Below are 26,114 nucleotides of genomic sequence, written 5' to 3'. Positions count from 1 at the left end.
GGTGATAAAATGGAATATGAAGATACGTTTGAACAAGATGATTACGATTATGAAGAAGAACCTTTTCAGGGACGAAACGATTGTCCGCTAAGTTGCTCATGCGAGCCTTGCATTACTCCTGTGAATACTTGTGGATGTGCATGTATTGGGCCAAGAGGTCCTAGAGGATTCCGTGGTGCCACTGGGCCTACAGGACCTACCGGAGCTACTGGTGCTACCGGACCTGGTGTAGGAGCTACCGGGCCTACCGGGCCAACAGGTGCCACGGGAGCGACCGGCGCGAATGGTGCTACCGGGCCTACCGGTCTGCAAGGACCAACCGGTGCAACAGGAACAACCGGCGCATCTGGTATTACAGGAGCTACTGGGCCTACTGGAGCAAATGGTGCAACTGGACCTACTGGACCACAAGGTCCAACAGGTGCAACCGGTCTTCAAGGTTTCGCAGGAATCACGGGAGCTACTGGACCTGCAGGAGCTACCGGACCTACCGGAAATACCGGACCTACTGGAGCGAATGGTGCTACAGGCATTACGGGAGCAACCGGTCCTACCGGCATTACAGGAGCCACCGGCGCTACTGGTTTACAAGGGCCTACGGGAAATACCGGGGCAAATGGCGCTACGGGGCCTACCGGTGCTACGGGCGTTACAGGTACTATTGGGCCTACCGGGCCAACCGGAGTAACCGGTGCTACCGGAGCTACCGGGGCAACTGGCATTGGTATTACTGGGGTAACCGGAGCCACTGGCGCAACCGGCGCAACTGGGGCGACCGGACCAACAGGGCCTACCGGACCTACTGGCCCTACCGGTGCTACGGGTGTTGCTGATACGTTGACAGTTAGAAGCACAACGACTGCAGAACCGGGTACACCGGCATCTGTCACAGATTCAGGTGGTCCTAATCATATCTTAGACTTCGTCATACCACGCGGTGCTACCGGTACAGATGGCGAAGATGGTATCACTGGTCCTACCGGCCCAACCGGTGCTACAGGTGCAACAGGGCCTACCGGGGTAACCGGTGCTACGGGAGCTACAGGTGCTACCGGTGTTGTTGCTGTCAGTGCTTCTTGTGCATGTGTAAGCCAGATGAAACACTTACTCGAACAACTGATTGCTCTTTATCCAAATGAAAACGTCATTGTCAGTATGGAAAGTGGCAATAATGCAAGTGGTCGTCTCGGTTCCTTACTGCCTTCTCCTAACAACAACCCTCATAGTGGTATTTTACAATTGGTCAACTCGCAGGGGAAACCATCCGAAGCCATTTCCATCTGCCATATTGCATCAATTAAACTTACCAGTGCTTCCTACAACAATGCTATCACATATCTGTCTGTACCAACACCAATACCAACAGGTTGTGACTTTGATTGTGAAGAAGCAGAGCGTATGTACTTGCCAGTAGGTACTACTGGTGTATCTATCAATGCTGGAGGTCAGACTGTAGGAAACGGTATGGTATTAAAGAATGAATTTGGTATGATCGTTCTTGTCGGTAATGGTTGTGACAACCCTACTTTCGTATCGGCCTGCAAAGCAGAAATCATCACGAAATAATATACCATCCCCATATGTATTTCATTAGCCACCAATAACGGTGGCTTTTGTCATTTATAGAAACTTCTTCACATTTTCAAAGCTTCTATTCTTGATCTTTTCACTTTCCCATCCTCCTTATCTTTTGCCCTTTCAAAACATTCTGGTACTAACGATAAGAAATATTTATGTATCTATTAGAATTTTTGAAAAACCGTTCCTCCTATTCAAAAAAATTTTTTAAGGGTTTACAATGAAATCAGTTATGACATACATAATGGAAGTCAAAGATGAATATCCTACAATGACTCTTATGTACAAGGATGAAGGAGGTAGTTACCATGTCGTATGAATTGACATACGAAGAGATGAATCATGTATTTGATTCACTCAGGCTGCATTATAAGATTTATGCACCAAAACGATTAAAAAATGCCGGAAGATATTGCAATACAGATATTATTCGGTATAAAGAAATCCGTAGTCTTGAAGAGATTGAATGGAATGAGCGCAGTCAATATTCGCCAAAGGAAGTCTTCTATCCAATCAATCAGACATTATTTCATTTCACTGAATATGGCTTTATGGAAAGTCAGATTTTTGATAAAGATCTGCTGATTTTTGCCCGTTCTTGTGATATTCACGGTATAAAACGTCTGGATAAGATATTCTTAGAAAATGGCAATGAAGTAGATCCTTATTATAAGCGTATGCGTGATAAGGTTCATTTTATCTTGATGGAATGTCCGGAAGAAGGCTGGGAATCTTGTGCTTGCTGCAGCATGGGTACAAATAAAACAGATGATTATGATTTAGCTATACGCCCTTATGAAGAAGAAGGACGTGTCTTGGTAGAATGTAAGAGTGATCAATTTACATCTATTTTTAACACATATCCGAAAACAACCTATCAGCCAGCATTTGTGAAAAAGAATGAAACCGTTATTCATGTTCCAAAGATAACGGAAGACATGGTAGCGGACATCTATGCTTTCGACATGTGGAAGGATTATCAGACACGCTGTATTGGCTGTGGCGCATGTAATTCCGTATGCATCACCTGTTCTTGCTTCAATACCATTGACACGACTTATACGGAAAATGGAAAAAGCGGTGAGCGCAGACGGACCTGGACCGGCTGTATGAATGATGGATTCACCACAGTAAACGGCGGGCATGCTTTCCGTGACGATTATCAAGATCGTATGCGATTTAAGACAATGCATAAGGTTTATGACTTTCAGAAACGTTTTAAAACCGATTATCAGATGTGTGTCGGCTGCGGTCGCTGTGATGATATCTGTCCGGAATATATTTCATTTACGCATATCATAAATCGCTTGTATGAGGAAGTAGAAGCAAGAAAGGAGGCAAAGGCAGATGAATAACCCCTGGTTACCTGAAAAACATCGTATTTTAGATATCATAGAAGAAACGGATTTAGAATCTACATTTGTAGTAGAATTCCCAAATGCCTCGATACGGCACGGACAATTCTTTGAAATCTCTTTGCCAAAAATTGGCGAAGCTCCTATTTCCGTAAGTAGTTTTACTGATTCCACGGTAGAATTTACAATTCGCCGCGTGGGAAAGTTAACAAACGTCATCTTCGATTTAGCACCTGGGGATGATTTATATATTCGCGGTCCTTATGGCAATGGGTTTCCATTAGAATCATTTAAAAATAAACATGTTGTGGTAATTGCCGGTGGAACCGGTGTTGCCCCTGTCCGTAGTACGCTAAAACACTTCCTTCATCATCCACAGGATTGTAAGGATGTATATGCCATTGCCGGATTTCGTGATCCTTCTCACACTTTATTTGAAAATGATTTAAAAGCCTTTGTCAATGCACCCCATTTTCATACTACCCTAACATTAGATAATGGGCAAAAAGAGGGATTTAAAGAAGGCTTTGCGATGAATTATGTAAAAGATATACCTTTTCAGGAATGGGGCGAAGATTATGCCGTCATCATTGTCGGCCCGCCAGTCATGATGAAATTTACAGCTCAGGAATGTATGAAATATGGTGTTCAAGAAGAGCACATCTACGTATCCTTTGAACGTAAAATGTCCTGCGCTTTAGGTAAATGCGGTCACTGTAAGATTAATGAAACTTATGTCTGCCTGGAAGGTCCTGTCTTCCCTTATACCAAGGCGAAGACATTGATGGATTAAGGAGGTAACGTTATAATGGCTAAAGATATGAATATTGGTGCCTTGCGTACCAACTGTTTCCGTCAATCAAAAGTAAAAGGTGAATATATGTTACAAATGCGTGTCCCTGCCGGCCTTATCGAGGCTAAATATTTAGACTTTGTACAGCATCTTGCGACAACTTATGGGGATGGCACCTTCCATTTTGGATCTCGTCAATGTTTTGCGATTCCCGGCATTAAATATGAAAATATTGATAAAGTAAATAAAGAATTAAAGGATTACTTAGAAGATATCGAGGTGGCACAATGTGGTGTGGACATGGATACGTCTGCCGGATATCCGACGATCGGCGCGCGAAACATCATGGCGTGTATCGGCGGTATTCATTGTATTAAAGCAAATATTAACACGCAGGAAATAGCTAAGAAGATTGAAAAGGAAGTCTTTCCTAGCCACTATCATATCAAAGTAGCGGTTGCTGGCTGTCCAAATGATTGTGCCAAGGGACATTTTAATGACTTTGGGATTGTCGGCTTAACTAAACCCATTTATGATCCTGATTTATGTATCGGTTGTGGCAGTTGTGTCAAAGCCTGTGAATCTCATGCGACCAGAGTTTTGAGCATGGTAAACAATCGCATAGAAAAGGATGCTTGTTGTTGTGTTGGCTGTGGTGAATGTACGTTAGTTTGTCCTACCAATGCCATGCGCAGAAGTCCAAAACCATTCTATCGTATTTTGATTGGCGGCAGAACGGGGAAACAATATCCAAGGATGGGAAAAACATTTGCGGACTTCTTAAGTGAAGAAGCTGTGCTTGCTATCATTAAAAACTGGCAAGCGTTCTCTGCAGATGTCTTAAAAGGTCAGCCACGTTATCTGCATGGCGGTCATCTATTGGATATGGCAGGTTATGAGAAATTCAAAGAAATGATGCTTAAAAATGTTACGTTAAATCCGGAAGCACGCATTGCGGAAAATGTCTATTTTGCCGAAACAGAATATCGCGGCAGAATACATGTAAAACCAGTAAAATAAAAAATTGCTTGGAGGGGAAATATTATAAAAGAGGCCATGAAAACGGCCTCTTTTTTGTGTTTTTACTCTCACTTGTTAATGCTTCGAAAAAATCTAGCATTGGTAATTCCTCCTACCTAAAAAAGTTCTTTTACAAATGGTCATGTATCATTCACCATTTCTTAAATCTTGCTCATTTCCTCATCGTTATACAAACACATCATTACATATTGGTTTTACTTGAACCCCTCTATAAGTTCTGATTTTTTGTTCAGCAGATGGGACTTGTTTATCGTATATTCTTATCAATATAATCTAAATAAGGCTTTCTATTCACTTTTTCTACATTTCCTTTATACCAATCAAATGCCTCTCTTAATCCTACAGATATCGGTTTTACATCATGCATAAGCTTATATTGTTCAGAAACATCCAGATAATATTCATAATCATAGAAACAAAAATAGTTTCTTTGTTCTATTTCCCCATACACATATTCATATGCGGCTTGTTTTCCAACAACATGATAACAAAGGGCAACCCATTCCCGAATTGATATAGTATCTTTATTTCCTACATTAAAAATATGTTGAGCCGGTTTTTGTTTCAAAAGTATATCTATAAATCGGCATAGATCATGAATATGAAAAAACTGTAACTTCATTTCCCCATCTTTTGGTAAATAAAACTTCCTATCTGCCAACGCACATTCAAATACAAAAGCTTCTCTATATACATTGTTCATTTGCCCATATAAATAAGGTGGTCTAAGGATATAGGCATTGGGATTTCTTTTCAATAAAGCCGTTTCTGCTTCAATTTTATCAATTCCGTATTTCCCCCAATAGTTATTAAGCCCTACTGGAGAATCTTCTTTAAAAGGCTGTGAAAGATTTTCAGGATATACAGCACTTGAGCTGATCAAAATATAATCTTCATAACTGTCTAATGCAGCTAATAACTTTTCGACATCATCAGAAGTATATGCTGTATCAATCACAACATCAAAATGAAAATCGCGAAGAAGATTTCCTAAATTATGTCTGTCTGCCTGGATCAGCTTTACCCCTTTTGATTGCTTTTTGCTATTACGATTTAATACATATACATCATAATGCTTCTTAACATAATACTCTGCAATATATCTGCTTACAAATACTGTTCCACCAGTTATAAGCACTTTTTTCATGCAATCCTCCCAACCGATAGCTTTTTAAGCCGTGTATTTCCATATCATTATGCCATCTTAATTGCTATTACGCAATGAATAGTGCACGATTATGAGAAACCCATATCTTCCTTCATGTTCAAGATGCTTACATTTTTTTTACATTCAGGATGTTTTATTTATCCGATTTTATGTAGAATCATCAAAACAACAATACCGTTAAAACAGGTGAAAGAGGAAGTGGCTTATAAACATATGGTGGTAAATATACAGCCTATGCACATATCTAAAATCTTTCAAATATACCTTACCATTATTAGCATGTGTCTGAAAAAATATGATAATCTTAAACACTAATATCCTTATATGATATGCCTTATTTTATACTCCTGCATCATAGCCGTAACTAATATAAATAATGCTCATAAAATAACAAGAATGGAGGTAAAGTATGAAATACACAAATTGGAATTGCGAATGTTGTCCGCCGTGTCCTTGCTGTTGTGATGATGGAATCCCTCCTATAGGACCAACCGGTGCGACCGGTGCGACTGGGCCTACTGGTGCAACTGGGCCTATTGGAAATACCGGAGCTACTGGGCCTACTGGTGCAACCGGACCTATTGGAAACATCGGAGCTACTGGACCTATTGGTGCAACCGGACCTATTGGAAACACCGGAGCTACTGGACCTACCGGTGCAACCGGACCTATTGGAAATACCGGAGCTACCGGACCTATAGGAGAAACAGGCGCGACAGGGCCTTTGCCTCAAGTTGAAGTGATTGGTACAACAACTTTAGCACCTGGCTCTTTAGCAAGTGTTACTTCCAGCATAACTCCAGATGGCATCGCCTTAGAATTTGGCATTCCACAAGGCTTGCCGGGTATACTGCCTGAAATTGCATTTGCCAGCTTCATCACTTTTGCTGCCAGCTTCACCAATGCCACACGCATCCCTTTTGGCACACTTACGGAAGATGACACTGGTCAGATTCGCCAAATTTCCGATACAAATCTTGTGATAGAACCCGGTTATTATGTCATATCCTATCACGTATCTGCCCTGTTAAATCCACAAGGCTATATGCAGATAACACCATACTATAATGGTGCTCCCCATATTGAAACGGCCATTTATTTTATGAATGCCGCTGATAATACAAGTGCCTATGGCTCTAACACCTTTATCATACGTATGATTTCTGCAAGTGATTTCTTCCTTACGTTTAACGCCAATGCAAGAGCTACCGAGGGTACTTTAACATTGACGATTATTAAATTAAGGGATATCACATAAACCACTTCCCTGTTCATCTAGTGCCATCTGCATCAGCCAATACTTTTCACTAGATTGCGTAGAACATACGTAATCTTTTTCTTCATAAGAAAAAAACATCTCTGTTCTATTCATGTATATCAGCTCCTTTCATAATAAAGCCACTTTGTAGTTAAACCAAGTGGCTATGTAAACGTTATAAATCATTATTTGGGTATCCAAAATCTTTAGGGGTCTAGACTTAAGGGGTCACTTTAGGGGGTTATTTCCTACAATTTTATAACTATATTTTAGTTCTTTGTAATTTACTTAAATAATTGCAATTTCTAATACTCATCTTCCAAATCTATAATTTCTGTAATCTCCAATTTATTATTATCTAACAACATACGTAATCCATGTTGCATAGATATAGAGGTGTCAACATAAAGATGTTTTTGATATTCCGTACATCCAAAAAACATCTGCTTGTTTTTATGATTAATCTTTAACGTCATTGGTTTCCCACAGCAAGAACAAAGAAGACTATGATAAGACATAGAAGTTGACTCTGTTAATTGGTTAACAGCTAATAAGACACCACTTACATTTTTCGCTCCTGCCGCATATAGTGTTTTTGCTACTTCTAAAAAAGTTGAACCTGAAGAATACACATCATCCATAAGTAAGATACTTTTACCAGCTATATTTTCTGTAACTTCAAAAGCTCCTTTAACGATTTCTTTTCTGTTAAATAGATTATTTCCTTTTTGAGAAAAATCTTTATTACACTTTAAGATGCTTTGAAGCTCCAATTGATTATTAGTACATCTTTTTAAATGAAGTGAAGCGAATCTATCAAAACGCTTGTTTTTTATTTCAATAGGTTTTAATGGAATAGCCGTAAGAATATCTATTTTCTCTTTTTTATTTATAAAATTTATTGCTAAATCAAAGAACAAGTCTATGACCTCTACATAATTATCTTTAAATTCCTTTACTAATACAGAAAGTGGATCGTCTAATAAATATTGATGTCCTTGAGAATAATATCTACCTCCAAAATATAGTGTCAAAGGTTCTTGCTGTCCATTTTCTAATTGAACAATAGTTTCACTTTTCAATAATGACATTTTTTTACGTGATTTACTGTATGTTGCGAAAACCTCAGCACCATAACCTTTTCTTTCCTTTAATAAAATTTGATCCAAAGTATCTAATGCCGTATATGTGAAATCAGGGGTACTTTTTAGAAACTCTTTGGTTAATTCTCCAGCTAAAATAGTACCTATATGATTTTGCATCATTTCTTTCAAAAACAAAGCATTGCTGCTAATAGCAATCAAGGAATAGGATTCACATTTAGCAATACTTAATATTTCTTGTAACAAAGAGGAGATATCAAAGTACTCTATTGTATCTTGTGTTTTTTCAACATCGTTATTCCAAAAATCTTTAACCTTAAACACTTTGACATCTTTCAATATAGATGTAAATGGATATTCAAGATAATCTTGACATAGAGAATCCATATCCAAAATGATTGCTTGAATGTTATCTGCATCAGTCCATTTCCACATCACTGATTTCCTCCATATCTGATTTATTGAATAGATCAAGTAATAATTCATTTTTGTTCAGAATTTCTAAAACTTCTTTTAATGTACGAAATGCAAACGCACCTTTTAAAACATATTTAGTGGGCCATTTGATTAGTGGATTATTAATAGTAGACTGGGGAATTAACACATCTCGTCCTTGTTTTAAGGCATAGTCTGCTTGTTTTAAAGCACCACTTGTTTCACCAGCTTCCATTATGATTGTTGCCAATGATATACCACTCATCGTTGCATTACGGGTAGGAAAATTCCATCTGTTTACAACATTACATGGTGGAAATTGAGAAACAACCAATCCCTTTTTTTCTATTTCCATCTGGAGATTTCTATTTTCTTTCGGATAATACTGGTTGATTGGAGTACCAATGACTGCAATCGTTCTTCCTCCATATTTTAGTGCCGAACGGTGTGTTGCAGTATCAATTCCTTTTGCCAAACCTGCATTGACTACAATGTTTCTTTGAATTAACGATTTAACTATTCTTTCAGTCTTTTCCATTGAATCCAAAGATGCATTCCTACTTCCCACAACACATACTGATTTTTCAGCAAGTAAATGAACATTTCCCTTTAAAAAAAGATAGGGTGCAGCTTCTTTAGTTTCTGCAAGCAGCTTAGAATAAATGTCATCACCTTTTTTCACAAGAACAACATCATTTGGCAATGATAGAAAACTCTCTTTTACTCTAGTGTATTTGTTATAAAAATCTTTCTCACTGACTTTTAAAAGAGATGATAGTAAAGGAATATTTATTGGCAGTCCTCTATGAAAATCGAAATTATTAACTTTTTGAATCTGTTCTATAAACTGGCAAGTACGTTTATCGTTGTTATTGAAATACTGTTGAATTGTATAATAAAGGATAGCATCACGGACAAAAGAGTTGTTTATATCAAAACAATCTGCATTTTGGGGATTAGCTTTATTAGATACATTTACAATTTTACGTTTTTCCAAATCGCTTTTCAAAAAAAGCATAACAGATTTACTAACTTTTATGGGATCAATTCTTTTTTCATGAACAAGCTGATTTAATCTCTGTGTCGAAATATTCAAATATTCCGCTGCTTCACTAGATGTAAAAATATTTTGCATTAATTCCATAATCTCTTTTCTTTCCATCTAACTCGCTTCCTCTCTGTTTAGATATATTGTACTATTACTCTTGATGATTATCAAGAGAGTAATGAAAGCTGACAATAAAATATTTTACATCAAGGGTATAGGGATTATCCCTAGAAAAGGGGAAGGAAGGAGGATGCCTACATGGCTATCCGTATCCAGTGCTTGCTGGTATAGTGTATTTACATTCGAATAATTATACATTGCAGGTATATCTAAAAATATCATTTTTATCTCTTAATAATGTTAATAAAATAAGTTAACCATTACTTCTAGTTTAATTATTTTTGATGTTTAATAATTCTATTACTGGAGCATTCTTTATACCATTTGGAATAATTGGATTATCATTCTTCGATATGGAACAAGCTTCAATATCTTGTTTGCTTATTTTATAAGCATCTTTTATATTTACTTCTTTTATCTTTATTTCAAGATTCCATAAAGGCGTTATTTCATTATTATTCTTTAACACAGCAGGAAAAATATATATTTTAGGATTGTTCCCATTAGATATAATATCTTCTAGAATTCGAAAGTTATTGTCGTTATCGCAATTCATTGTATGGATTCTTGAAGGTGAACTGATAATAATTTTTTCTTTTTTATCTTTAGGTAATTCTACCTTTCCAGTAACCATTATTCGATAATCATATTTTCTGCTTTTATCAATTCCTTTTATGAAAGAAATAATAATTTTCCCGAATTTATCATCAGTTGTTGCAACATTAATCAAATCTTGAAAAACTCTTTTAGCACCACCTTCTTGCTGAAACAAAAATCCAATTTTTATAAAATTTTTGTTATTTAAATCTCCTAAATACATTACTCCTTTCCAAACAGCCGAATCCCAATGATTGCTTTTTATAAGTCCTGGTGAATAGAAATCATCTTGTGATATATTTTCAAAAAGTTTTTTCTCAGGTTCGCTATATACAATATTTTTATCATCATTAAAAGGATTAATAGTTTCTTCCACTTTTCGTTTTATTTCAATGCCATTATACCATTCACAAGTTCTATTAATCCTATGAATAGCAAATTCTTCACATTCACTACCAAAAATTTTATTAAGATTATAAAGGCTATTTGTATGATTTAGTCCTCTTTCAAATGTCTCATCATCTTTCAGCATTTTTTCTAATGTTTTTTTAAAATCGTCATAAATGAAACCTACAGCTAGGATATTAACTAATAATTCATAAAGAGTATTAGTTATAATTTTATGATTGTCCACAGAAATATCATATAAATTTAATGAATCTAAAATTATCGTATAAGTGTCTATACCGTCAAAAGAATATCTCATACTGAATTTTCCTGTATTTTTTTCTTCTAAGATAATAATGATATCTCCCCGCATAAAAGTTTTATAGAAGAACATTGTGGCAAATGTATTTTCTAATAATGCGATTAAAAATTCAGCGAATCTATGCAATAATTTTGTTGAAATAAATTTAATACATATAATATTGCCATTTAATGATGATGTAATTTCACTGCTTCTTTTGTTTATATATGATGGACTAGGTAATTCTTGATATAAAGAATCCTCGTAAAAACTTCTGACTAATTCATCAACTTTCGTCTTATCATTTTCACATTCATTTAATAATTGATTTTCATATTCACCTATCACATATTTTGCCATTACCTCAGATGTGATTAATTCATTCTTTTTACAAATATGAATGATTTTATCCATTATTTGAAAGTCATCAAATTTTGTGCTTAAAATTTCTGATGAAATCAAAGCATCTCTTTGTATCAAAAATTCATGTTCTTTTTCCAAATCTATTTGCTCATTTTTCTCAAACAAGATATTCAAGAATAAATTTTTTATATCTATCCATTGTATTGATGCCTCTACATTACCCATTTGGATTTCAATATCTATTACACGATTTACAATTTTGATCCAGAATGGATCCATAATATTTTCTCTTAAAAAAATATCTAAAGCTAATGTAATTGAAGCAATATAATAATTTTTGGCAGCATAATATAAACCAATCGAATCAAAATTTCCACCAATATTAACATAAGTTTCAAGAAGTTTATCATCTGTTTCATTTTTATATAGGAGTGTTAAACATTTACCTAATAAATTAATAGCATTGTAATAATTTGAGTTTGATGATAAAAGTTTTGCTTTTTTCACATACATTTTTGCTCTTTGTATTTCACCTTGCCTATTTGTTAATTTATCTGTAATGGTTTCATATAGGCAATTATAATTTTCATTATCATTGTAAACAGGTAGCAATACTTCAATCATTTTTGCTAACTCTACAAAGTTGTATTCTTTAAACTTTTCTGCTTCTTCGGCTATTGCTGTCAGTTGCCCAAATTGAGAATCAACATCATCATTTAGCGTTATTTTAATAATACAAATTTTAGTCTTAGCCATTAATTGAGTAACACGGCTTATTGAATTTTCTTTCTCATATAATAAACTTAGCAGCTTTTCTGTTTTATCTTTTGTTTTTTCATAATTTCTTTCGTTTCTTGTAAAGTAAAGTGTCCATAAATTTGTTAAATCCATAATTTCATCCAAATTCTTTCCTTCTAAGACTTTGGATTCATATTCACTATACCATTTTTCAAAGTTTTCAGTATCATTTAACCACCAATGATAATACCATGCTAAATTATACAAATTTTCGTTTTCAGATTTATGATTTCCTTTTTTTCCTGAAAGTCTTAAAGCCCGTTCGAATTTACCAACAACCACGTCTTCATTTTCTTCTAAATCTCTGCTTAAGATTGCAGATTCATTAGCAAGATCTAGAACATCTTGATTAAGTATTCCAGACGATGAATACTCACTTAAACGTTTCTCTACCTCTTCAAGCCGTTTTTGCTTTTTCATATCATTTATACCAATTTGTTTTTCTTTAACAAGTGTAGTGATGTTTAAAATTTTCAGCAAATCTAAATTTTTATCTTGTAACACCTTATCTAAAATCCAAGTTTTATCAAATATAGTTACCTCTATGCCTGTCTCTTCTTTTTTCAAATCCTGATACTCTAATCTAATATTATTTTTGATTGCTTGGTTTGTGACAAAGAATATTTTAGTATATCCGCGTTTGGTTTCAATTATTTTTTTTATATCTGAATTACATTTTGATTTCCAATCTTTTTTTAAACTAAATGCAAAAGCCCACTTATCATTAGTAGGATTAAGCCCATACCACCAAAATATTTGTTTATTAGGAGATACGGAGTAATTTTCAGTATCAACTTTACCATCACCACCACCTGCTGGACCTGTTTCTTCTATTAAATTTGGGCAAATTTCTCGTTCTAACAACTTTCGTATAAACTCTTCGAAGTCAAAATGCTTATTTTGCTCAGATAATCTTGAAATTGAAAAATCTAAAAAATCTCTAGGACATTCAATTTTGTCTATTACTTTAGAGTCAGAAAATTGATCAGGATGCAATTTTCTTAATAATTCTTTCGGTTCCATAATTTCCTCCCTGTGTTATCAATAATAGGTCATATGATTAAAAAAATCTTTATATTTATTATGAATTTTTTAAATTTTACTATTATAATCCACTAACTATAGTTTATCACATTTACATAACATATTAAAGGGAACATAAGATTCATATCGCTACTTATATATATCTATGCTCTCTTAAGAAAGTTCATCTTTATTAAAGTCTTTTGTTTTCTTAACTTTTGATTTTGACCTAAAAATCCATAATCTTATACTAAGGCTATCATTTCTATCTTTATAATACTGGGGTGGTTCATCATAGCATTTGTACGTAAGCATCTTAATTCCATATTTTCTATAATAATTTTTATAGCCATTCGTCCTGTACAATCTAAATCCAAATGAAATATGATATTGTCAACCAGAGGATGATCTATTAAAAATTGATTCAGTGCAACAGAAATTTTAATTTCTTTGTTTTCATTTTTTAAACAATAAATTCTAGTTAACGAAAGAATATGATCTTGATTAAACTTCTTATTTTCTAAAGTAAGCAGTGTAGCTTGAGATAACACATCAATCGGTGCTTCACATACATGTACTATACGGCAATTAGGATCAGATTCTATACAAAAAGAAAATCTCTTATCACTTCCAGTAGCGTCACCTATGAAGTTATTATTTATACCTCTCAATGCAATATGTCGCATCCTCTGCGTTTCTTTTTCATACCCTACAAATTCTATATTACTAAATATTCTATCTGTTTCAAGATTATGGTAAACAGACCGATAAATAAGATAGTGAGTGATACAATAATAAATGACATCGTATGAAATTCCTTGGCTCAATAAATAATAGATTGCCATTTGATTATCTTTTTCAGGCAATGGCTTTTGTAATTTCCGATCTCTTTCTTTTTCTGAATAAGGAATGTATTTTGGTTCTTTTAATGATAGGCTTCTTGCAATTAATTCAGCTGCTTCCATAAATGAATAACCGTCGACTTTGATTAAAAAATCTAATGCTAATCTGCCTCCGATTTCCATAGACTGTCAATTCCATAATCCATTCGATATATGCAAACTATCATGATCTCTTATACAAAAAGTATTATGTGATATCTTTTTTAATCGCTCTGACTGATAATTTAACAAGTAAGTAAATCAACTTTCTTGATTTTGTTTAATAATTCAAGCTTGATATAAGACATATTCGATATTTAGATTGCGTAGAACATATGTAATCTTTTTCTTCAAAAGAAAAAAGGGAAACAAAGGATATTTAAATTATTGTGGGATGGGTTCTTTTGTTCATTTCACAAAAAACCTTTCGTTGTAGAATATCGTTGTCAAACATTATTCTTAACGAAAGGAGTAGTTTTCCACTATGGATATTATAACAGATTTATTGAATATACCTCAAAAAGATGTTTTATCCTCTTCTCGAAGTGAAAACGGTTCTTTGATTATCGATATTACTCTCGTATCTAAAAAGTTTAGCTGTCCTTCCTGTGGTTTTTCTCCTACACATATTAAAGACTATAAAACTAAATCTATTACCCATTCTGCGCTGAACAGCCGTTCTTGTCTGATCCGCTATCGTGCCAGACACTTTGTGTGCGCTATATGTGGCAGATATTTTTTGAATCAAATCCCTTCCTGCCTTCCGGGCATACTATAAGCAGCCTTTAAAAAAGAAGTAATTTATTCATTTCCGAACCTTATTACTTCTTTTTTGAAACCCCACGTTAATTTAGAGCCCGAAACAAGTCCCTTTTCACATAACTATCCATTTAAACAGCTTTAAATACCTCTATGTTCATTACTTTTTGTTGTCAACACACTCCACATCCAGAAATCACTGATGCCATCCAGAATTAACAAAGAGCCGGACCATATCGAAACAATTCCAGTTTCCTCTAAAGGCAAAAATAAAATTAATAAGGAACAAAAAATAGTAAAGATACTGATCCCCATGGCAATATTGCCACTACGTTTTTCTAAATAACGAATGCGTTTCGATAAAGCAATATCCTTTATGCCATGTAATAAGGTCACAAAGGCTATAACATTGGGAATATCCTGTTCCACTTCTTGTGGTAAGGTCAATGCCCAAATTCCTAAAAAACTTATCAGAATCCCATTTATTAAAGAAGATATCGAAAAGATATGCTTTTCTTCTTCTATGATGAAGAGAAATAAATGCGGTATTCCTTGTATCAACAGAATGAGTCCTAACAGATAACAGGTTGAATAATGCACCTGATCACGTATAACGATCAACACTAATCCCATGGCAGCCCATAGCATCGCCGATAAAAAACTGTTTGTTTTCCATTTACTGAGATAAGATTCAGTAATCAGCTGCGGCACCTTCATATGTGATTCCTCCTTATGCTTTATATCTTTTTATTTTACCACGAACTTCATGAATGAGAAAGTGTTTTTCAGCAGTTATCTGTTTAAAAAATCATTAGCTAAATTTAACCTAAAAAATAGCCATCTGTTAAAGAGGATGGCTATTTATCAATTACTGTTGCGTTTCTTTTTCTTTCTTTCGTTTTTTCCAAAAGAACAATAAGATCAGAAACAGAAGGCAACCTGCTCCTGCCGCAAGATATCCTATATTACTATGATCATTACCGAACAAACCTGCCAACGGTGTTTTATTCTCTTCTTCTTTTTCCGTTTTTATTTCATCTTTCGTATTCCCATTTACTGCATCTGTTTCCTTATCAACGGTTTGCTCTTGTCCACTCACTTGGCTAGTTTCTGTACCGGTTGTCTGTTGCGTTTGTTGATTTTGATTTGCATTCTTATCCACAGCATCTTTATCTATCAGTTTATATACAAATTTGAAGACATGATGTTCCTTATCAACAATGACCTTTCTTTGTTTTTCTTTGCTTTCATATCCTGCAATTACCTTTGCTCTAAGTGTGACTTCATTGCCTTCCTCTGCCACCATCGTTCTTTGTGTCGCAATATCAACACCTATCTCATTTACATAGTGAACTGTGTAACGGATACCGGATACCACAGCAGCATATCTGGCCACATAGACTTCTTTTCCATTTACCAAAGAGCCAACTTCAGGCAATTGTTTATTCCAGCCGACAAATACATAGCCATCTTTTGCTTCTACCTGTGGTTCATCAGGAAATTTGCTATTTTCCTCTACGGTATAGGTTACACTCTTTTGCCCTTCTACCGTACCATTCACACCACCGCGAAAACTGATTTCATAGCTTGCTGCCTGTACCACACATATATTCATACATAAGAGACAGCTAAAAAGGAAAGAACAAAGTTTCATCGCTTTATGCATGCTCATCATCCCTTTCTTTTCTTCTCTTAACCAATAACAAAATTACGAATATGGCACTTCCTAAAAATACTGCAAGGATGGCCCCAAGTCGCGTAACATCGCCTGTTTTAACACCAGTAATATTGGCGATGGTATCAATCACCTTATCCACCGGTTTATTTTCATCAAATTCCACACTGAATACCAGCCCCAGATCACCCTGTGTTCCCTGATAGGTGTTATCCATAGAGGTTCCATCCAGATGAACTTGAATTTCTACCGTACTGCTTTCCCCTTTTTTTAACTTCTTTAACAAATAGTTTTCTTCTAATGTAGGTATTCCTTTCGCTTTCGGCCCTCCTACACGCGCTTTAAAGAAAGTTTCAGAATTATTTAAAAACGTTACATCATATACAACGTCCTTCCCTAAGGTTTTAGAGTTTTCAGCTTTCACATAATAACTCATTTCGCGATAATCCTGATTGGTCAGCTGAATCACAAATGTTCTGGTTTCACCAGGCATCATATCCTCAAATCCCTTGGTATTATTTTCTTGAACGATAAATTCATTTGCATCACCATCAAACACAAGTCCTTGTGTTTCATTGGCATGGATAGGCATTAAAAACAACATAAACAACAGTATACCTGGTATGATACATAATTTTTTCATATATAGCATCCTCCTTACTGTTCTTCAATGGAAGTGATATTGCCCTGCTTATCAAAAGTAGCTTCAATTCCCCATTCAGCTAAAATAGCCTCTTGTGCAACGACATCTTGAATAGCATCTGCCTGCAAATGCAGGTAAGCCTGATATTCCTGATATTCTTCACCTTTAATATCTTCACTTAACACAATACGATCAATTACATTATCAGATTGATCTTGTGGCAAAATGGGTTTCTTATAATAGAAATATACTATTTCATGATTGCTTGCTTTGCCATCATCCAAAATAATCCAATTTTCTGGTTGCGCTGTCACCAGTTGAATTAAGGATGCATCACTACCCTTTACTTTTTTGCCATCACGATCTTTCCAGTAACGTGTTGCGGTGATTCTCACATATAAATTCTTTTCTTTTACATTCTTCACACATACTTCACGATGCAATGCATCATTGGGCATCACGTTTTTAAAGGTATAGCCTTCAGCTGTCATTTCTGCTCTTGTATCATCTGTATGATCAATTAATTCGATACCAAGTGTCTTCGCACTGATAGGAGTACTGACTCCTTTTTCTTTACGGAAAAAAGCCAAGGAACCTTGATATACAAAAACCAATAAAAGAAGAGCTGCTATTGCAAGTAAGACTTTTTTCTTCATTGCTACCCCTCCTGTTCGATTACACCTTTCTACATATATACTATAGTAAACAAAAGTCACAGACAAGTCACAAAGCTAATAGATACATGTAAAATATTACGATGTTTTTGATGATGCATTGTTCTTTCTGTGAATTCTATTTTATCGAAAAAGGAAACGCCATAACGATTTGTCCTATGCGTTCCCTTATGTACCCTTACCTAATTGTTATAATTATCAGGCGTTACCGGAGTTGTACCATCACTCATGAACCAACCCGTAATGAATCCATCTTCATCCATGGCCGGTGTAAAGTTATCGGCCTGAATAGCCTCTGCTGTAACATCCATGCTGATGGAACGATTAGCCATTTCTTTGCCCCATGTTTCTGGAATCTTAACTTCGCTAAAGAATTTCACCGTATTATTTGGTGCTACAGGTTCCACTTTATTCTTATAGTAATAATAGCCATCAGCGCCTTTTTTCCATAATGTCATATCCATATTTGTATTGGCAATCAAAGCCTCTGCATAGCCAGCAGGCAATGCGGTTTCATCATCACTTGTTACATTAATCTTACAACGAATGTAGGCTGCTTTAGAGCCTTCTTTGATTGTGATCGTAGGGTCTTTTTCAATAACCTGATTAGGTGTTACATCCGTAATTTCTTTATCCGGATGATTCTTATCATATTCAGGCTCTTCTAAATTAATATCGACATCCCCCATCGTAATCGTATTTTCTGCAACCTTTGAATCCGTAAAGTATGCCAAAGTACCTCCTGTAATGCCTGCAACTGCTAATACACCAATGAATGCTAACGCGAGCATTTTTTTATTTTTCACCATCTTCATTTTCTCCTTTTCTCATTTATTTGTTAATAGCTTCAAAATCTTTAAAATCTTCAAATACTGTTTTCACTGCCAAGATGCTGTCCATGCCATCCATATTATCCGCTTGTGCAAAATAACCTTTTACATTTATCTGGAAGTGATGCATTGCCAGATCATTGGTTTCCCCTGCTTCTGGATAAACGGCATGTTCGTTGATTTTTACATTCGTAAATACTGGAACTGTTTTATTTTCAACATTGTTTTCATCTGGATGTAAAGCTTTTTTATAAATTGCCAGTGTGTGATCGGCATTGAAATACCAATCATTTGTATTCCAATCAATTTCTGCGAATTTGTTTAATGCCGCATAAGATGTCACAGCTGTATCATTTTCAACACCTGTATATTCAATTTTAACAGCAGCATATGCAGGTACGTTTGAAGTGTTTTTCAACTGAGGGTCTTTCGCAATTGTCTGACCTGGGGTAAAGTTTTGTGCATCCTGTTTACCTGTAGCCTCAATATCACATGTTTCTCCTTCAAAGCATTCGCCATCCCAATGTGGCTCTTTGATTTCCCCATTTACATTGTCACCAAAGGTAAATGTATTTTCAACTGGGCCAGTTTGAAACTGCAAATATGCATAGGTTCCACCTACCGCAAGAATTCCGACCAAAGCCAGTGATACTCCTAATTTTGTTCTCTTCTTCATCATTTTTTCCTCCTGTTTCTATAAACTTACTTGGCTGTATAGCTGTTTTCGCCATCTGCCAAATGGGCATTTACTAAATTAACCAATTCCGTTTTCGCTGTTGCTTCATCAACACCGGTTGCCTGCATCGCAAAGCCTTTTACAACAACTTCAAACTTTGGCAATGTAAAGACATCGGTTTTTACAAGATCACCTTGCTCATTAGCGATGTAATAATCAACGCTAGTATTAACTTCTTCATTTTTTACATCAATCGGATTCTTATCTTTATCATAAATGGTCGTCGTTTCATACTCTGTTTTAATTACTTCTTTAATGCCGGTATTTACCTTTACGGCATCAAACACTGTAGGATTTGTTGTAGTATGAGGTGCTACCTGCTGTGAAAACATATACACATCACTTGTATTGTTGCTTGCTATTTTGATCCAAGCAGGATTTACACCATTCTGATAATTACCTTCAGAACCATAGACAATGCTGGCATATTTTTCAAACTCTGCTGCCGATACTTTTTTCTTGTCGTTATCTACATAATCCAACTTCACAGCTACCCAAATGCTTTCTGTATCACTATTGTTTACCATGCCCGGATTTTTTGTGATAACCTGTCCAGGATAATAATTGCTTGCGATATCGTCATGGAATTCTGTTTCGGTAATCTCCGTTTGAATATCCTTGCTACTTGTAAATGTATTGACTTTATCTTCTGTCACATGGTTTAAATACGCAAGTGTTGCTCCAATGCCAACACCACATGCTAAGGCTAATGCCAATGCTGTACCGAAAAATTTTTTATTTGCTTTCATTTTACTTTCCTCCCAGGATTTCCTTATCCTTTTGCTAATTCAATTAATGCCTGCCTAGCTGCATCTTCGCTGACTCCATCGCTTTGTACCGCATAGCCAGTTACCTTGATACTAAAAGTCGGCCACATATTCTTACTGTTTGGTGTTAAATCTTTATTTACAATAACGGATGAGAATAACGGTTCGGTTATATTCTTACCAGCAGTTGTATCCAATGTTCTTGTATACATATATAACTCTTCGATAGCCGCATGATCTGAAATTTTCACGAAATTAGGATTAACTTCATCGTTTTGATAAGCGGTTTTCGCATATTTTTTCTGGAAATCAGTTTTCCCAATTGCCTTACCATTTTCATCAAAGTACTGTACTTTAATGGCAACCCATTCACTTAGACCATCGCTTGTGTTTTTAACCATGGGATCTTTACTGATTACATTCCCCGGCAGATAGTTCTCAGCCATCTGTAATCCGCTGTTTTCCGTACCCGGTTTTACACTTGTACCCGGAAGGATATCCGTAGGGTAGGTATCATCAAATGTATAGCCATCCCACTGTGGTTCACGCAGTTCCAATGACAAATTCTTATCAGATGCAAATACATTCGTAACACTTTCGGTTACATGACTTAGTAATGCAAATGTCATTCCTGCGGATAACGCTATTATCATAATCGTTGCGATTGCTACTTTATGTATTGTTTTTTTCATGCCCATCCTGTGACCTCCTTTCTTTTGACACTCCTATTATCCATTTAGGTAGTCACATAATGGTAACAAGAAAAAAGATTTTTATATTTTTTTCTAGAAAAAAACCACATCTTCCTTAGATATGGCTTTCTTTCTTATCTTATTTATACACGAATAAGCGTGTTTAGGATTGCTTTGGTATTTGCATCTTTATAAGATCAAGGGTTGTCGGAAGCTTTTGCAAAGCATTGAAATCCTCCATGCCCCAAACCTTGTTCATGGTAGCCTGATCCGCTTCAATCGCATCTGCTAAGACCTTAATTTCCACTTGATATGCAGATGAAACATCCGTAACTTTCACGCTTTTTAACAAATCTTGTGTCTTGGCATCAGGTGCTACTTTTTCCGTGTAATAAAACGTTTTTGTGGCCTCATCATATTTCCACAAGGATGAATTACTGAATGTGGCAATGACCTTAACCTTATCATCGTAGGTGTAAGTCGCATCGCTCGTATTTTTCAAAGCCGTCACAAAGCGTACTCTTATGTAGGCAGCCTTTGTCGGATACTCTGTAGTATTCACATTCTGAATGCTTACTGCCTTTCCATAAGAACCATTGCCAATGGTATGTAAATTATTTTCTTCACCATCTTCATAACGCGTTGTTGCGCCATTTTCAAGAATAGCGATATTCACTTTCTGTTCAATAGCCGCTCCCCCGGTAAAGTTATTTACCGATGTCTGCGATTTTTGCGAAAGAAGGGCAAACGTTATTCCACAACTTACACACAAAAGAATGAGAATACCAATCAACCATTGTGTTTTTTTATGTAGATTCTTCATGTTAATTTGCTCCTTTCTCCTTTTTATCAAACAGACTTCCTATATAAGACAATACAAAGACCAAGATGATTGCGCCTATCAACAGAATGATTCCTGTTTGACTGCTCATGTAAACAGCGAGATATCCTAAAACCGGTATGGAGAAGGAAAATGCTTTGCCGACAAGATTCGCTGATGTCACCAAGCCTCCATCCTCACTATGATTTGCATCGCCTTTAGTTTTCAATCCTTTTTTTGTCACTTGCGTCACTCGATGCGTTACCACAGTATCTCCATTGCCAATCTTAAATGTTACGATATCATCCTTTTCAAAATCTGTGATTTCGGCATCTTTTACAAAAACTAAGCTACCCACATGAAAATGAGGCTCCATGCTTCCGCTCAACACGGCCATTGTCTGTATACCAAACAGCCTTGGGACGAAGAAGATGCAGGCAAGAATTACGACGACAATCAGTAGAAGCGTAGATAATATATTCGATATCTTTTTCATAAGTTTCCCCTTTTCTAGTTCAGTAAGTTGATAGCCGCAGCTACATCGCCTAATACATCTTTTAAGGTGTTGCTAAGATTGTTTGTAAAATAAGATTTTCTTGGATTATCTTTGATATCCGCTACCTTCGTACCTTCTTCAACACCGTAATACATGCCATGTTCTTGACCAATAAACAGTAATTCATTATTCGTTATATTCTGTTCATCATTATCCGATTGGGCAACCAACTGATACTTCCAGGACCAGTTCGTTTCTTCTATCACCGTATAATAGCCTTTTTTCAGACCTTTCACGGATATGGTTTTACTAGTTTCATTTGTATTGGCAGAGAAATTAATCGCCTGATAGAATACCTCTACCGGTTTTTCATCTTCTTTTTTCAATCTTCTTTCAATACGGAAAATAAAGCTTTGATTTGCCTTTATTTGTTTCTCTGATGTATAGGCTTCCTTGATGGTTTTCGTTATATCCAACTGCCCTTTTACCTTCTTAAGCGTATACACCCATTTCGCACTGACACGATTGGTCGTGTATTCTTCATCAGACTCTGTATTTGGTATATACGTACATAATATCGTCTTACTATCGCCCTTGGTTTCAACCGAATACAGAAAGATACCTGCTTTTCGGTCATCAAAACTATAGGTTTTTTCAATCTTTGTTGCATCATCACTTAACAGTTGTTTAAATTCATCAGAAGTTAACGGTGGAATCGTTACCTCACCTGATGCGGTAAAGGCAGGCCGTTTATTTTCAAATATAGCAGCATAATCTTCTTCTTCACCATAGAAAATAATTTCACTATTCTCCCCACCCGTCAGCGTTAACTCTTTCACATTTACCACCGGTTTATCAAATTCGATAATTTTTGTAGTATCGCCATCAGGTATTTCAATCTGGGAGCCATTGCCATTTGTCGTGACTTCATTATTCCCCATAAATGCATCTTTCGCCTGTACCTTAATATTTACTGACCAGGTACTATCTCCGGTAGTAATCAACTGATTTTCCCATGTGACAAACCAGCCGTTTTCATCCTGTCCAACAGTTCCGATAATGCCTTCACCACCAAGGATCTTATCGCCGACATGTAATGGGTTGCCTTGCTCATCAATCAAAGTGAAATGAGGATCAATATAGTCCGTTATTTTCGCATGAATTGATGCAGCTCCCACTTCATCACTGATAATTTGTAATAAATCATAAATATCCGTCATATTATCTGTACTTAAAAATTGATCAGGACTGGAAGCTATCTTATTTTTCATAAAATCTTTATCCGCTTCACCCGCACAAACAGCATAGGTTAAGCTTACTTTTTTCAAAGCTTTGGCAGCATCCACAGCCGCCTGTTCTGCGATATCCTTTGGTAAACTTGGCGCACCATCGGAAAAGACAATGCTATAACAGTTATTAGAAGAAGGAGTATTGTCAATTTGCTTTTTTGCCATCGTTAATCCATCTGCCATATTGGTTCCTTGATATGGTGTACCAGAGCATTTTAATATCGTCTGCAACAATTCTTCTTTATTTTTTCCAACATTAACAAATCCCTTTGTTACATCTGTAGCATTATTGCCAAATGTGATAATAGATACATTGCTATCCGCATTCATCCCTTTCACAAAACTTGATACTGCATCTATTAGAACACTGGAACGATCACAATACACTACGGGATATTTACCAACGATCTCATTTGTCAGCGTTTTTGCACCACTGGTACTAACCGTCCCATTCTTCTTAATGTCGATGTATTTCCATTCCTCACTGGTATTGTCATAAAATAAAAGTGTATTATTATCTGTACTGATAACCCCATAAACATTGCCATTTTGATAAAAATGTGATGCTAAACGCTCTTTAATCTGTTTCGTATATTCCGCTTCATTATCAAATGCGGTAAAAGTTATTCCCTGAGAATATTGTATATCCTGTGTCAATTTATATGGTTTGGTAAAATAAATGGCCTTTTTATTTAATTTGTTTACATCATTAAGCGTGTGGAGAGGAGTTGCGGCATCTGTCGATAACATACTTCCTGAAGTATCTAAAACAAATTGGACATCCATGTTTTCTACCGTCGTTACCTCATTATTTTTATATCCTGCGCTTAAATGAATATTATATGTACGCTTCTCCCAATCGACAATCGTCGATGTCTTATTGTGTTCAACTAAATCATCAATGTCCAATCGTTTGTTTTTATACGTTATCATCGTTGGTAAGGTTTCGCTAGCGACAAATACTGTTGATTTTTTATCAGATGAAACCTTAAAGTTCTCATCATTCATTTTTATGCTAGTTTCATATCGCGCACCGCTTAATTGCTTGATATATACCTCTTGGCCACTGAATTTCGTAACATCAATTTGAAGTTCTCGTCCAACTTTCGCCCGCAAGATTCCATCATCTAACGTCGTCAAGGAAGTAGCTTTACCATCAATGATCAAATCATATGAAAGCATTTGTTTGATAGGCTCATTTGTATACGCATCGAACAATTGATATTTATAGGTCTTTTTCAATTCTGTCTCTTGTTCTGCAGCACTCAATCCTGTAGGGTCTAACGCATTTTTTAAAATTAATGTTTTCTTGCTTGGATTCTTAGGTTTTACATATATATCAATGAAATCAGCGCCTTTATTATCTCCTGTAAGGTGCAGCGTTACCTTCCCTTCATTTACAGGAAGTAATGTTCCATTTGCAACCGTATTTTTATCATAGTTCATAAACCCAAGTTTCTTTGTTACAACTTTTTCGATTTCATATGTATTGCTCAATAGTCCCATTTCTAAAGGTATTTGCATATTATACGTATTGAATCGATAAAAACTACCATTGTTTGCAGGATACGTTTTTGTATCTTCCAAGCCATATACATGAATCTTGATTGAATTCGCAAATCCATAAGCATATATTGTGTAAGGATAATTACGCATTTCTATCTGCAGTGTCTCGATATCTCCGATGGGATCGGTGACTCTTGGCATTGGCGTTCTTAAAACATAGGTACTAAAATGTGTTGTTTCAAATGAAAGCGAACCATCCTTAGCCTGTATGGCCTTCATATTTTCAACGTTCTTATGATCAGGATCAACATGATAGACATCGACCTCTTGTGTTTGTTCGATATTCACAAAAGAAACCTTTACTTCTCCCGCCGGCTGTATGATATTTCCTTTATCATCTTTTAAGGTGATATCATATGCTTGAATTTCGCTTTCTTCTTGCAAAACAGTTTCTAAAACCGTATTCACTTTCACAAGCTCTGCTTTTGGCAACTCTTCAACCAGCACCTTTTTACCATTTGCCAACGTCACACTGTCTCCTTGAACGACAACTTTTACACCATTGTGTATTTCTGATGTCAGTGTTACAGGCACCATCTGATCTTCCATTTCTTTTTCTTCTGAAACCGGCGTTACTTCCTTTGCCGCTTCTTTTGTATCTTCAGAAAGCACGGTTTTATCATCTGAGGTTTCTTCTGTTGCATCCGTTTGATCATTTACCGTCTCTTCCACAACCTGGGCCATTGCTTCATTGGCAAACAAAAATCCTTCACGATTGCAAAAGGCACTTAACATCATGACACAACTCATACATATTGCGAAAGAGCACAACAGTTTCTTTTTCATATATTACATCCTCCTTGCCATTCTTTACTATATATTTTACAAATATGGATATGATACTTTCTTACGCTATCATATTATCAAAACAAAGTCACAGAGCGGTCACATATGAAAGAGTGTTATGATATAACATAC

General features: G+C 35.8%; 22 protein-coding genes and 1 pseudogene. 6 read left to right on the top strand and 17 right to left on the bottom strand.

Annotation, left to right across the window (positions count from 1 at the left end; genetic code table 11):
* Positions 1-9: 9 nt before the first annotated feature.
* From EDD61_RS14170 to asrC, 4 genes are all read left to right on the top strand, one after another.
* The gene (locus tag EDD61_RS14170; RefSeq protein WP_132224556.1) at positions 10-1,566 is read left to right on the top strand and encodes a collagen-like domain-containing protein; all 1,557 of its coding nucleotides are present in this window, start codon (positions 10-12) and stop codon (positions 1,564-1,566) included.
* A gap of 320 nt (positions 1,567-1,886) precedes the next feature.
* Positions 1,887-2,933, top strand: a complete 1,047-nt coding sequence (gene asrA, locus EDD61_RS06120) for an anaerobic sulfite reductase subunit AsrA (protein ID WP_119983283.1) — start codon at positions 1,887-1,889, stop codon at positions 2,931-2,933.
* Positions 2,926-3,726 (top strand): anaerobic sulfite reductase subunit AsrB, encoded by an 801-nt coding sequence (asrB, locus tag EDD61_RS06115; protein WP_008979764.1) that lies wholly within the window; start codon positions 2,926-2,928, stop codon positions 3,724-3,726. Before asrA ends, asrB begins: the two co-directional genes overlap by 8 nt.
* A gap of 15 nt (positions 3,727-3,741) precedes the next feature.
* Positions 3,742-4,746 carry a sulfite reductase subunit C gene (gene asrC, locus EDD61_RS06110; RefSeq protein ID WP_132224554.1) on the top strand — a complete coding sequence of 335 codons (1,005 nt, stop codon included), beginning with the start codon at positions 3,742-3,744 and terminating at the stop codon, positions 4,744-4,746.
* 268 nt (positions 4,747-5,014) lie between these two features.
* On the opposite strand, the gene EDD61_RS06105 is transcribed toward asrC, so the two are convergent.
* On the bottom strand, positions 5,015-5,914 hold the full coding sequence (locus EDD61_RS06105) for an NAD-dependent epimerase/dehydratase family protein (RefSeq protein ID WP_132224552.1): 900 nt from the start codon (positions 5,912-5,914) through the stop codon (positions 5,015-5,017).
* A 430-nt stretch (positions 5,915-6,344) separates the two neighbouring features.
* Here EDD61_RS06105 and EDD61_RS06100 point away from each other — a divergent pair, with 430 nt between their 5' ends.
* On the top strand, positions 6,345-7,193 hold the full coding sequence (locus EDD61_RS06100) for a collagen-like protein (protein WP_119983280.1): 849 nt from the start codon (positions 6,345-6,347) through the stop codon (positions 7,191-7,193).
* On the opposite strand, the gene EDD61_RS14165 is transcribed toward EDD61_RS06100, so the two are convergent.
* From EDD61_RS14165 to EDD61_RS06080, 5 genes are all read right to left on the bottom strand, one after another.
* Positions 7,176-7,307 (bottom strand): hypothetical protein, encoded by a 132-nt coding sequence (locus tag EDD61_RS14165; protein WP_020990885.1) that lies wholly within the window; start codon positions 7,305-7,307, stop codon positions 7,176-7,178. The two genes, EDD61_RS06100 and EDD61_RS14165, sit on opposite strands and share 18 nt — an antisense overlap.
* 191 nt (positions 7,308-7,498) lie before the next feature.
* A complete protein-coding gene (locus tag EDD61_RS06095) occupies positions 7,499-8,731 on the bottom strand; it encodes a ComF family protein (RefSeq protein WP_165877195.1) in 1,233 nt (410 codons plus the stop codon).
* Positions 8,715-9,893: a DNA-protecting protein DprA gene (locus EDD61_RS06090; protein ID WP_132224548.1), complete on the bottom strand. Its 1,179-nt coding sequence runs from the start codon at positions 9,891-9,893 to the stop codon at positions 8,715-8,717. The genes EDD61_RS06095 and EDD61_RS06090 overlap by 17 nt, the downstream gene beginning before the upstream one ends.
* A gap of 277 nt (positions 9,894-10,170) precedes the next feature.
* Entirely contained in the window at positions 10,171-13,368 is a 3,198-nt protein-coding gene (locus EDD61_RS06085; protein ID WP_132224546.1) for a hypothetical protein, read from the bottom strand.
* A gap of 245 nt (positions 13,369-13,613) precedes the next feature.
* A complete protein-coding gene (locus EDD61_RS06080) occupies positions 13,614-14,393 on the bottom strand; it encodes a hypothetical protein (RefSeq protein ID WP_243642693.1) in 780 nt (259 codons plus the stop codon).
* A gap of 340 nt (positions 14,394-14,733) precedes the next feature.
* Here EDD61_RS06080 and EDD61_RS06075 point away from each other — a divergent pair.
* Positions 14,734-15,035 (top strand): annotated as a pseudogene (locus EDD61_RS06075) (ISL3 family transposase); the annotation flags it as partial.
* A gap of 114 nt (positions 15,036-15,149) precedes the next feature.
* Here EDD61_RS06075 and EDD61_RS06070 read toward each other — a convergent pair.
* The 11 genes from EDD61_RS06070 to EDD61_RS06020 all read right to left on the bottom strand — a co-directional run bounded on the left by EDD61_RS06070 (position 15,150) and on the right by EDD61_RS06020 (position 25,982).
* Positions 15,150-15,725, bottom strand: a complete 576-nt coding sequence (locus EDD61_RS06070) for a DUF308 domain-containing protein (protein WP_008690680.1) — start codon at positions 15,723-15,725, stop codon at positions 15,150-15,152.
* Between the two features lie 151 nt (positions 15,726-15,876).
* Entirely contained in the window at positions 15,877-16,623 is a 747-nt protein-coding gene (locus EDD61_RS06065) for a MucBP domain-containing protein (protein ID WP_165877194.1), read from the bottom strand.
* Between the two features lie 43 nt (positions 16,624-16,666).
* Entirely contained in the window at positions 16,667-17,326 is a 660-nt protein-coding gene (locus tag EDD61_RS06060) for a hypothetical protein (RefSeq protein WP_119983277.1), read from the bottom strand.
* Between the two features lie 14 nt (positions 17,327-17,340).
* Positions 17,341-17,982: a hypothetical protein gene (locus EDD61_RS06055; RefSeq protein ID WP_008979773.1), complete on the bottom strand. Its 642-nt coding sequence runs from the start codon at positions 17,980-17,982 to the stop codon at positions 17,341-17,343.
* Positions 17,983-18,182: 200 nt separating this feature from the next.
* Entirely contained in the window at positions 18,183-18,809 is a 627-nt protein-coding gene (locus tag EDD61_RS06050) for a SipW-dependent-type signal peptide-containing protein (protein ID WP_008979774.1), read from the bottom strand.
* Between the two features lie 22 nt (positions 18,810-18,831).
* Complete coding sequence (locus EDD61_RS06045) at positions 18,832-19,506, bottom strand: hypothetical protein (protein ID WP_120136659.1); 675 nt, start codon at positions 19,504-19,506, stop codon at positions 18,832-18,834.
* A 26-nt stretch (positions 19,507-19,532) separates the two neighbouring features.
* Complete coding sequence (locus EDD61_RS06040; RefSeq protein ID WP_008979776.1) at positions 19,533-20,315, bottom strand: SipW-dependent-type signal peptide-containing protein; 783 nt, start codon at positions 20,313-20,315, stop codon at positions 19,533-19,535.
* Positions 20,316-20,338: 23 nt separating this feature from the next.
* Positions 20,339-21,031: a hypothetical protein gene (locus EDD61_RS06035; RefSeq protein WP_132224544.1), complete on the bottom strand. Its 693-nt coding sequence runs from the start codon at positions 21,029-21,031 to the stop codon at positions 20,339-20,341.
* Positions 21,032-21,188: 157 nt separating this feature from the next.
* The gene (locus EDD61_RS06030) at positions 21,189-21,848 is read right to left on the bottom strand and encodes a hypothetical protein (protein ID WP_132224542.1); all 660 of its coding nucleotides are present in this window, start codon (positions 21,846-21,848) and stop codon (positions 21,189-21,191) included.
* Between the two features lies 1 nt (position 21,849).
* The gene (locus EDD61_RS06025; protein ID WP_132224540.1) at positions 21,850-22,341 is read right to left on the bottom strand and encodes a signal peptidase I; all 492 of its coding nucleotides are present in this window, start codon (positions 22,339-22,341) and stop codon (positions 21,850-21,852) included.
* 14 nt (positions 22,342-22,355) lie between these two features.
* The gene (locus tag EDD61_RS06020; protein WP_132224538.1) at positions 22,356-25,982 is read right to left on the bottom strand and encodes a vWA domain-containing protein; all 3,627 of its coding nucleotides are present in this window, start codon (positions 25,980-25,982) and stop codon (positions 22,356-22,358) included.
* Positions 25,983-26,114 lie beyond the last annotated feature (132 nt).

It is taken from the genome of Longicatena caecimuris, assembly GCF_004341945.1.
GTDB lineage: Bacteria > Bacillota_I > Bacilli_A > Erysipelotrichales > Erysipelotrichaceae > Longicatena > Longicatena caecimuris.
This window is presented reverse-complemented; position numbering and strand designations above follow the sequence as displayed.

Excerpts from the sequence above, each read along its gene's own strand:
- EDD61_RS14170 (WP_132224556.1), top strand. The coding sequence starts at position 10 with ATGGAATATGAAGATACGTTTGAACAAGATGATTACGATTATGAAGAA.
- asrA (WP_119983283.1), top strand. The coding sequence starts at position 1,887 with ATGTCGTATGAATTGACATACGAAGAGATGAATCATGTATTTGATTCA.
- asrB (WP_008979764.1), top strand. The coding sequence starts at position 2,926 with ATGAATAACCCCTGGTTACCTGAAAAACATCGTATTTTAGATATCATA.
- asrC (WP_132224554.1), top strand. The coding sequence starts at position 3,742 with ATGGCTAAAGATATGAATATTGGTGCCTTGCGTACCAACTGTTTCCGT.
- EDD61_RS06105 (WP_132224552.1), bottom strand. The coding sequence starts at position 5,914 with ATGAAAAAAGTGCTTATAACTGGTGGAACAGTATTTGTAAGCAGATAT.
- EDD61_RS06100 (WP_119983280.1), top strand. The coding sequence starts at position 6,345 with ATGAAATACACAAATTGGAATTGCGAATGTTGTCCGCCGTGTCCTTGC.
- EDD61_RS14165 (WP_020990885.1), bottom strand. The coding sequence starts at position 7,307 with ATGAATAGAACAGAGATGTTTTTTTCTTATGAAGAAAAAGATTACGTA.
- EDD61_RS06095 (WP_165877195.1), bottom strand. The coding sequence starts at position 8,731 with ATGTGGAAATGGACTGATGCAGATAACATTCAAGCAATCATTTTGGAT.
- EDD61_RS06090 (WP_132224548.1), bottom strand. The coding sequence starts at position 9,893 with ATGGAAAGAAAAGAGATTATGGAATTAATGCAAAATATTTTTACATCT.
- EDD61_RS06085 (WP_132224546.1), bottom strand. The coding sequence starts at position 13,368 with ATGGAACCGAAAGAATTATTAAGAAAATTGCATCCTGATCAATTTTCT.
- EDD61_RS06080 (WP_243642693.1), bottom strand. The coding sequence starts at position 14,393 with ATGGAAATCGGAGGCAGATTAGCATTAGATTTTTTAATCAAAGTCGAC.
- EDD61_RS06070 (WP_008690680.1), bottom strand. The coding sequence starts at position 15,725 with ATGAAGGTGCCGCAGCTGATTACTGAATCTTATCTCAGTAAATGGAAA.
- EDD61_RS06065 (WP_165877194.1), bottom strand. The coding sequence starts at position 16,623 with ATGAATATATGTGTGGTACAGGCAGCAAGCTATGAAATCAGTTTTCGC.
- EDD61_RS06060 (WP_119983277.1), bottom strand. The coding sequence starts at position 17,326 with ATGAAAAAATTATGTATCATACCAGGTATACTGTTGTTTATGTTGTTT.
- EDD61_RS06055 (WP_008979773.1), bottom strand. The coding sequence starts at position 17,982 with ATGAAGAAAAAAGTCTTACTTGCAATAGCAGCTCTTCTTTTATTGGTT.
- EDD61_RS06050 (WP_008979774.1), bottom strand. The coding sequence starts at position 18,809 with ATGGTGAAAAATAAAAAAATGCTCGCGTTAGCATTCATTGGTGTATTA.
- EDD61_RS06045 (WP_120136659.1), bottom strand. The coding sequence starts at position 19,506 with ATGAAGAAGAGAACAAAATTAGGAGTATCACTGGCTTTGGTCGGAATT.
- EDD61_RS06040 (WP_008979776.1), bottom strand. The coding sequence starts at position 20,315 with ATGAAAGCAAATAAAAAATTTTTCGGTACAGCATTGGCATTAGCCTTA.
- EDD61_RS06035 (WP_132224544.1), bottom strand. The coding sequence starts at position 21,031 with ATGGGCATGAAAAAAACAATACATAAAGTAGCAATCGCAACGATTATG.
- EDD61_RS06030 (WP_132224542.1), bottom strand. The coding sequence starts at position 21,848 with ATGAAGAATCTACATAAAAAAACACAATGGTTGATTGGTATTCTCATT.
- EDD61_RS06025 (WP_132224540.1), bottom strand. The coding sequence starts at position 22,341 with ATGAAAAAGATATCGAATATATTATCTACGCTTCTACTGATTGTCGTC.
- EDD61_RS06020 (WP_132224538.1), bottom strand. The coding sequence starts at position 25,982 with ATGAAAAAGAAACTGTTGTGCTCTTTCGCAATATGTATGAGTTGTGTC.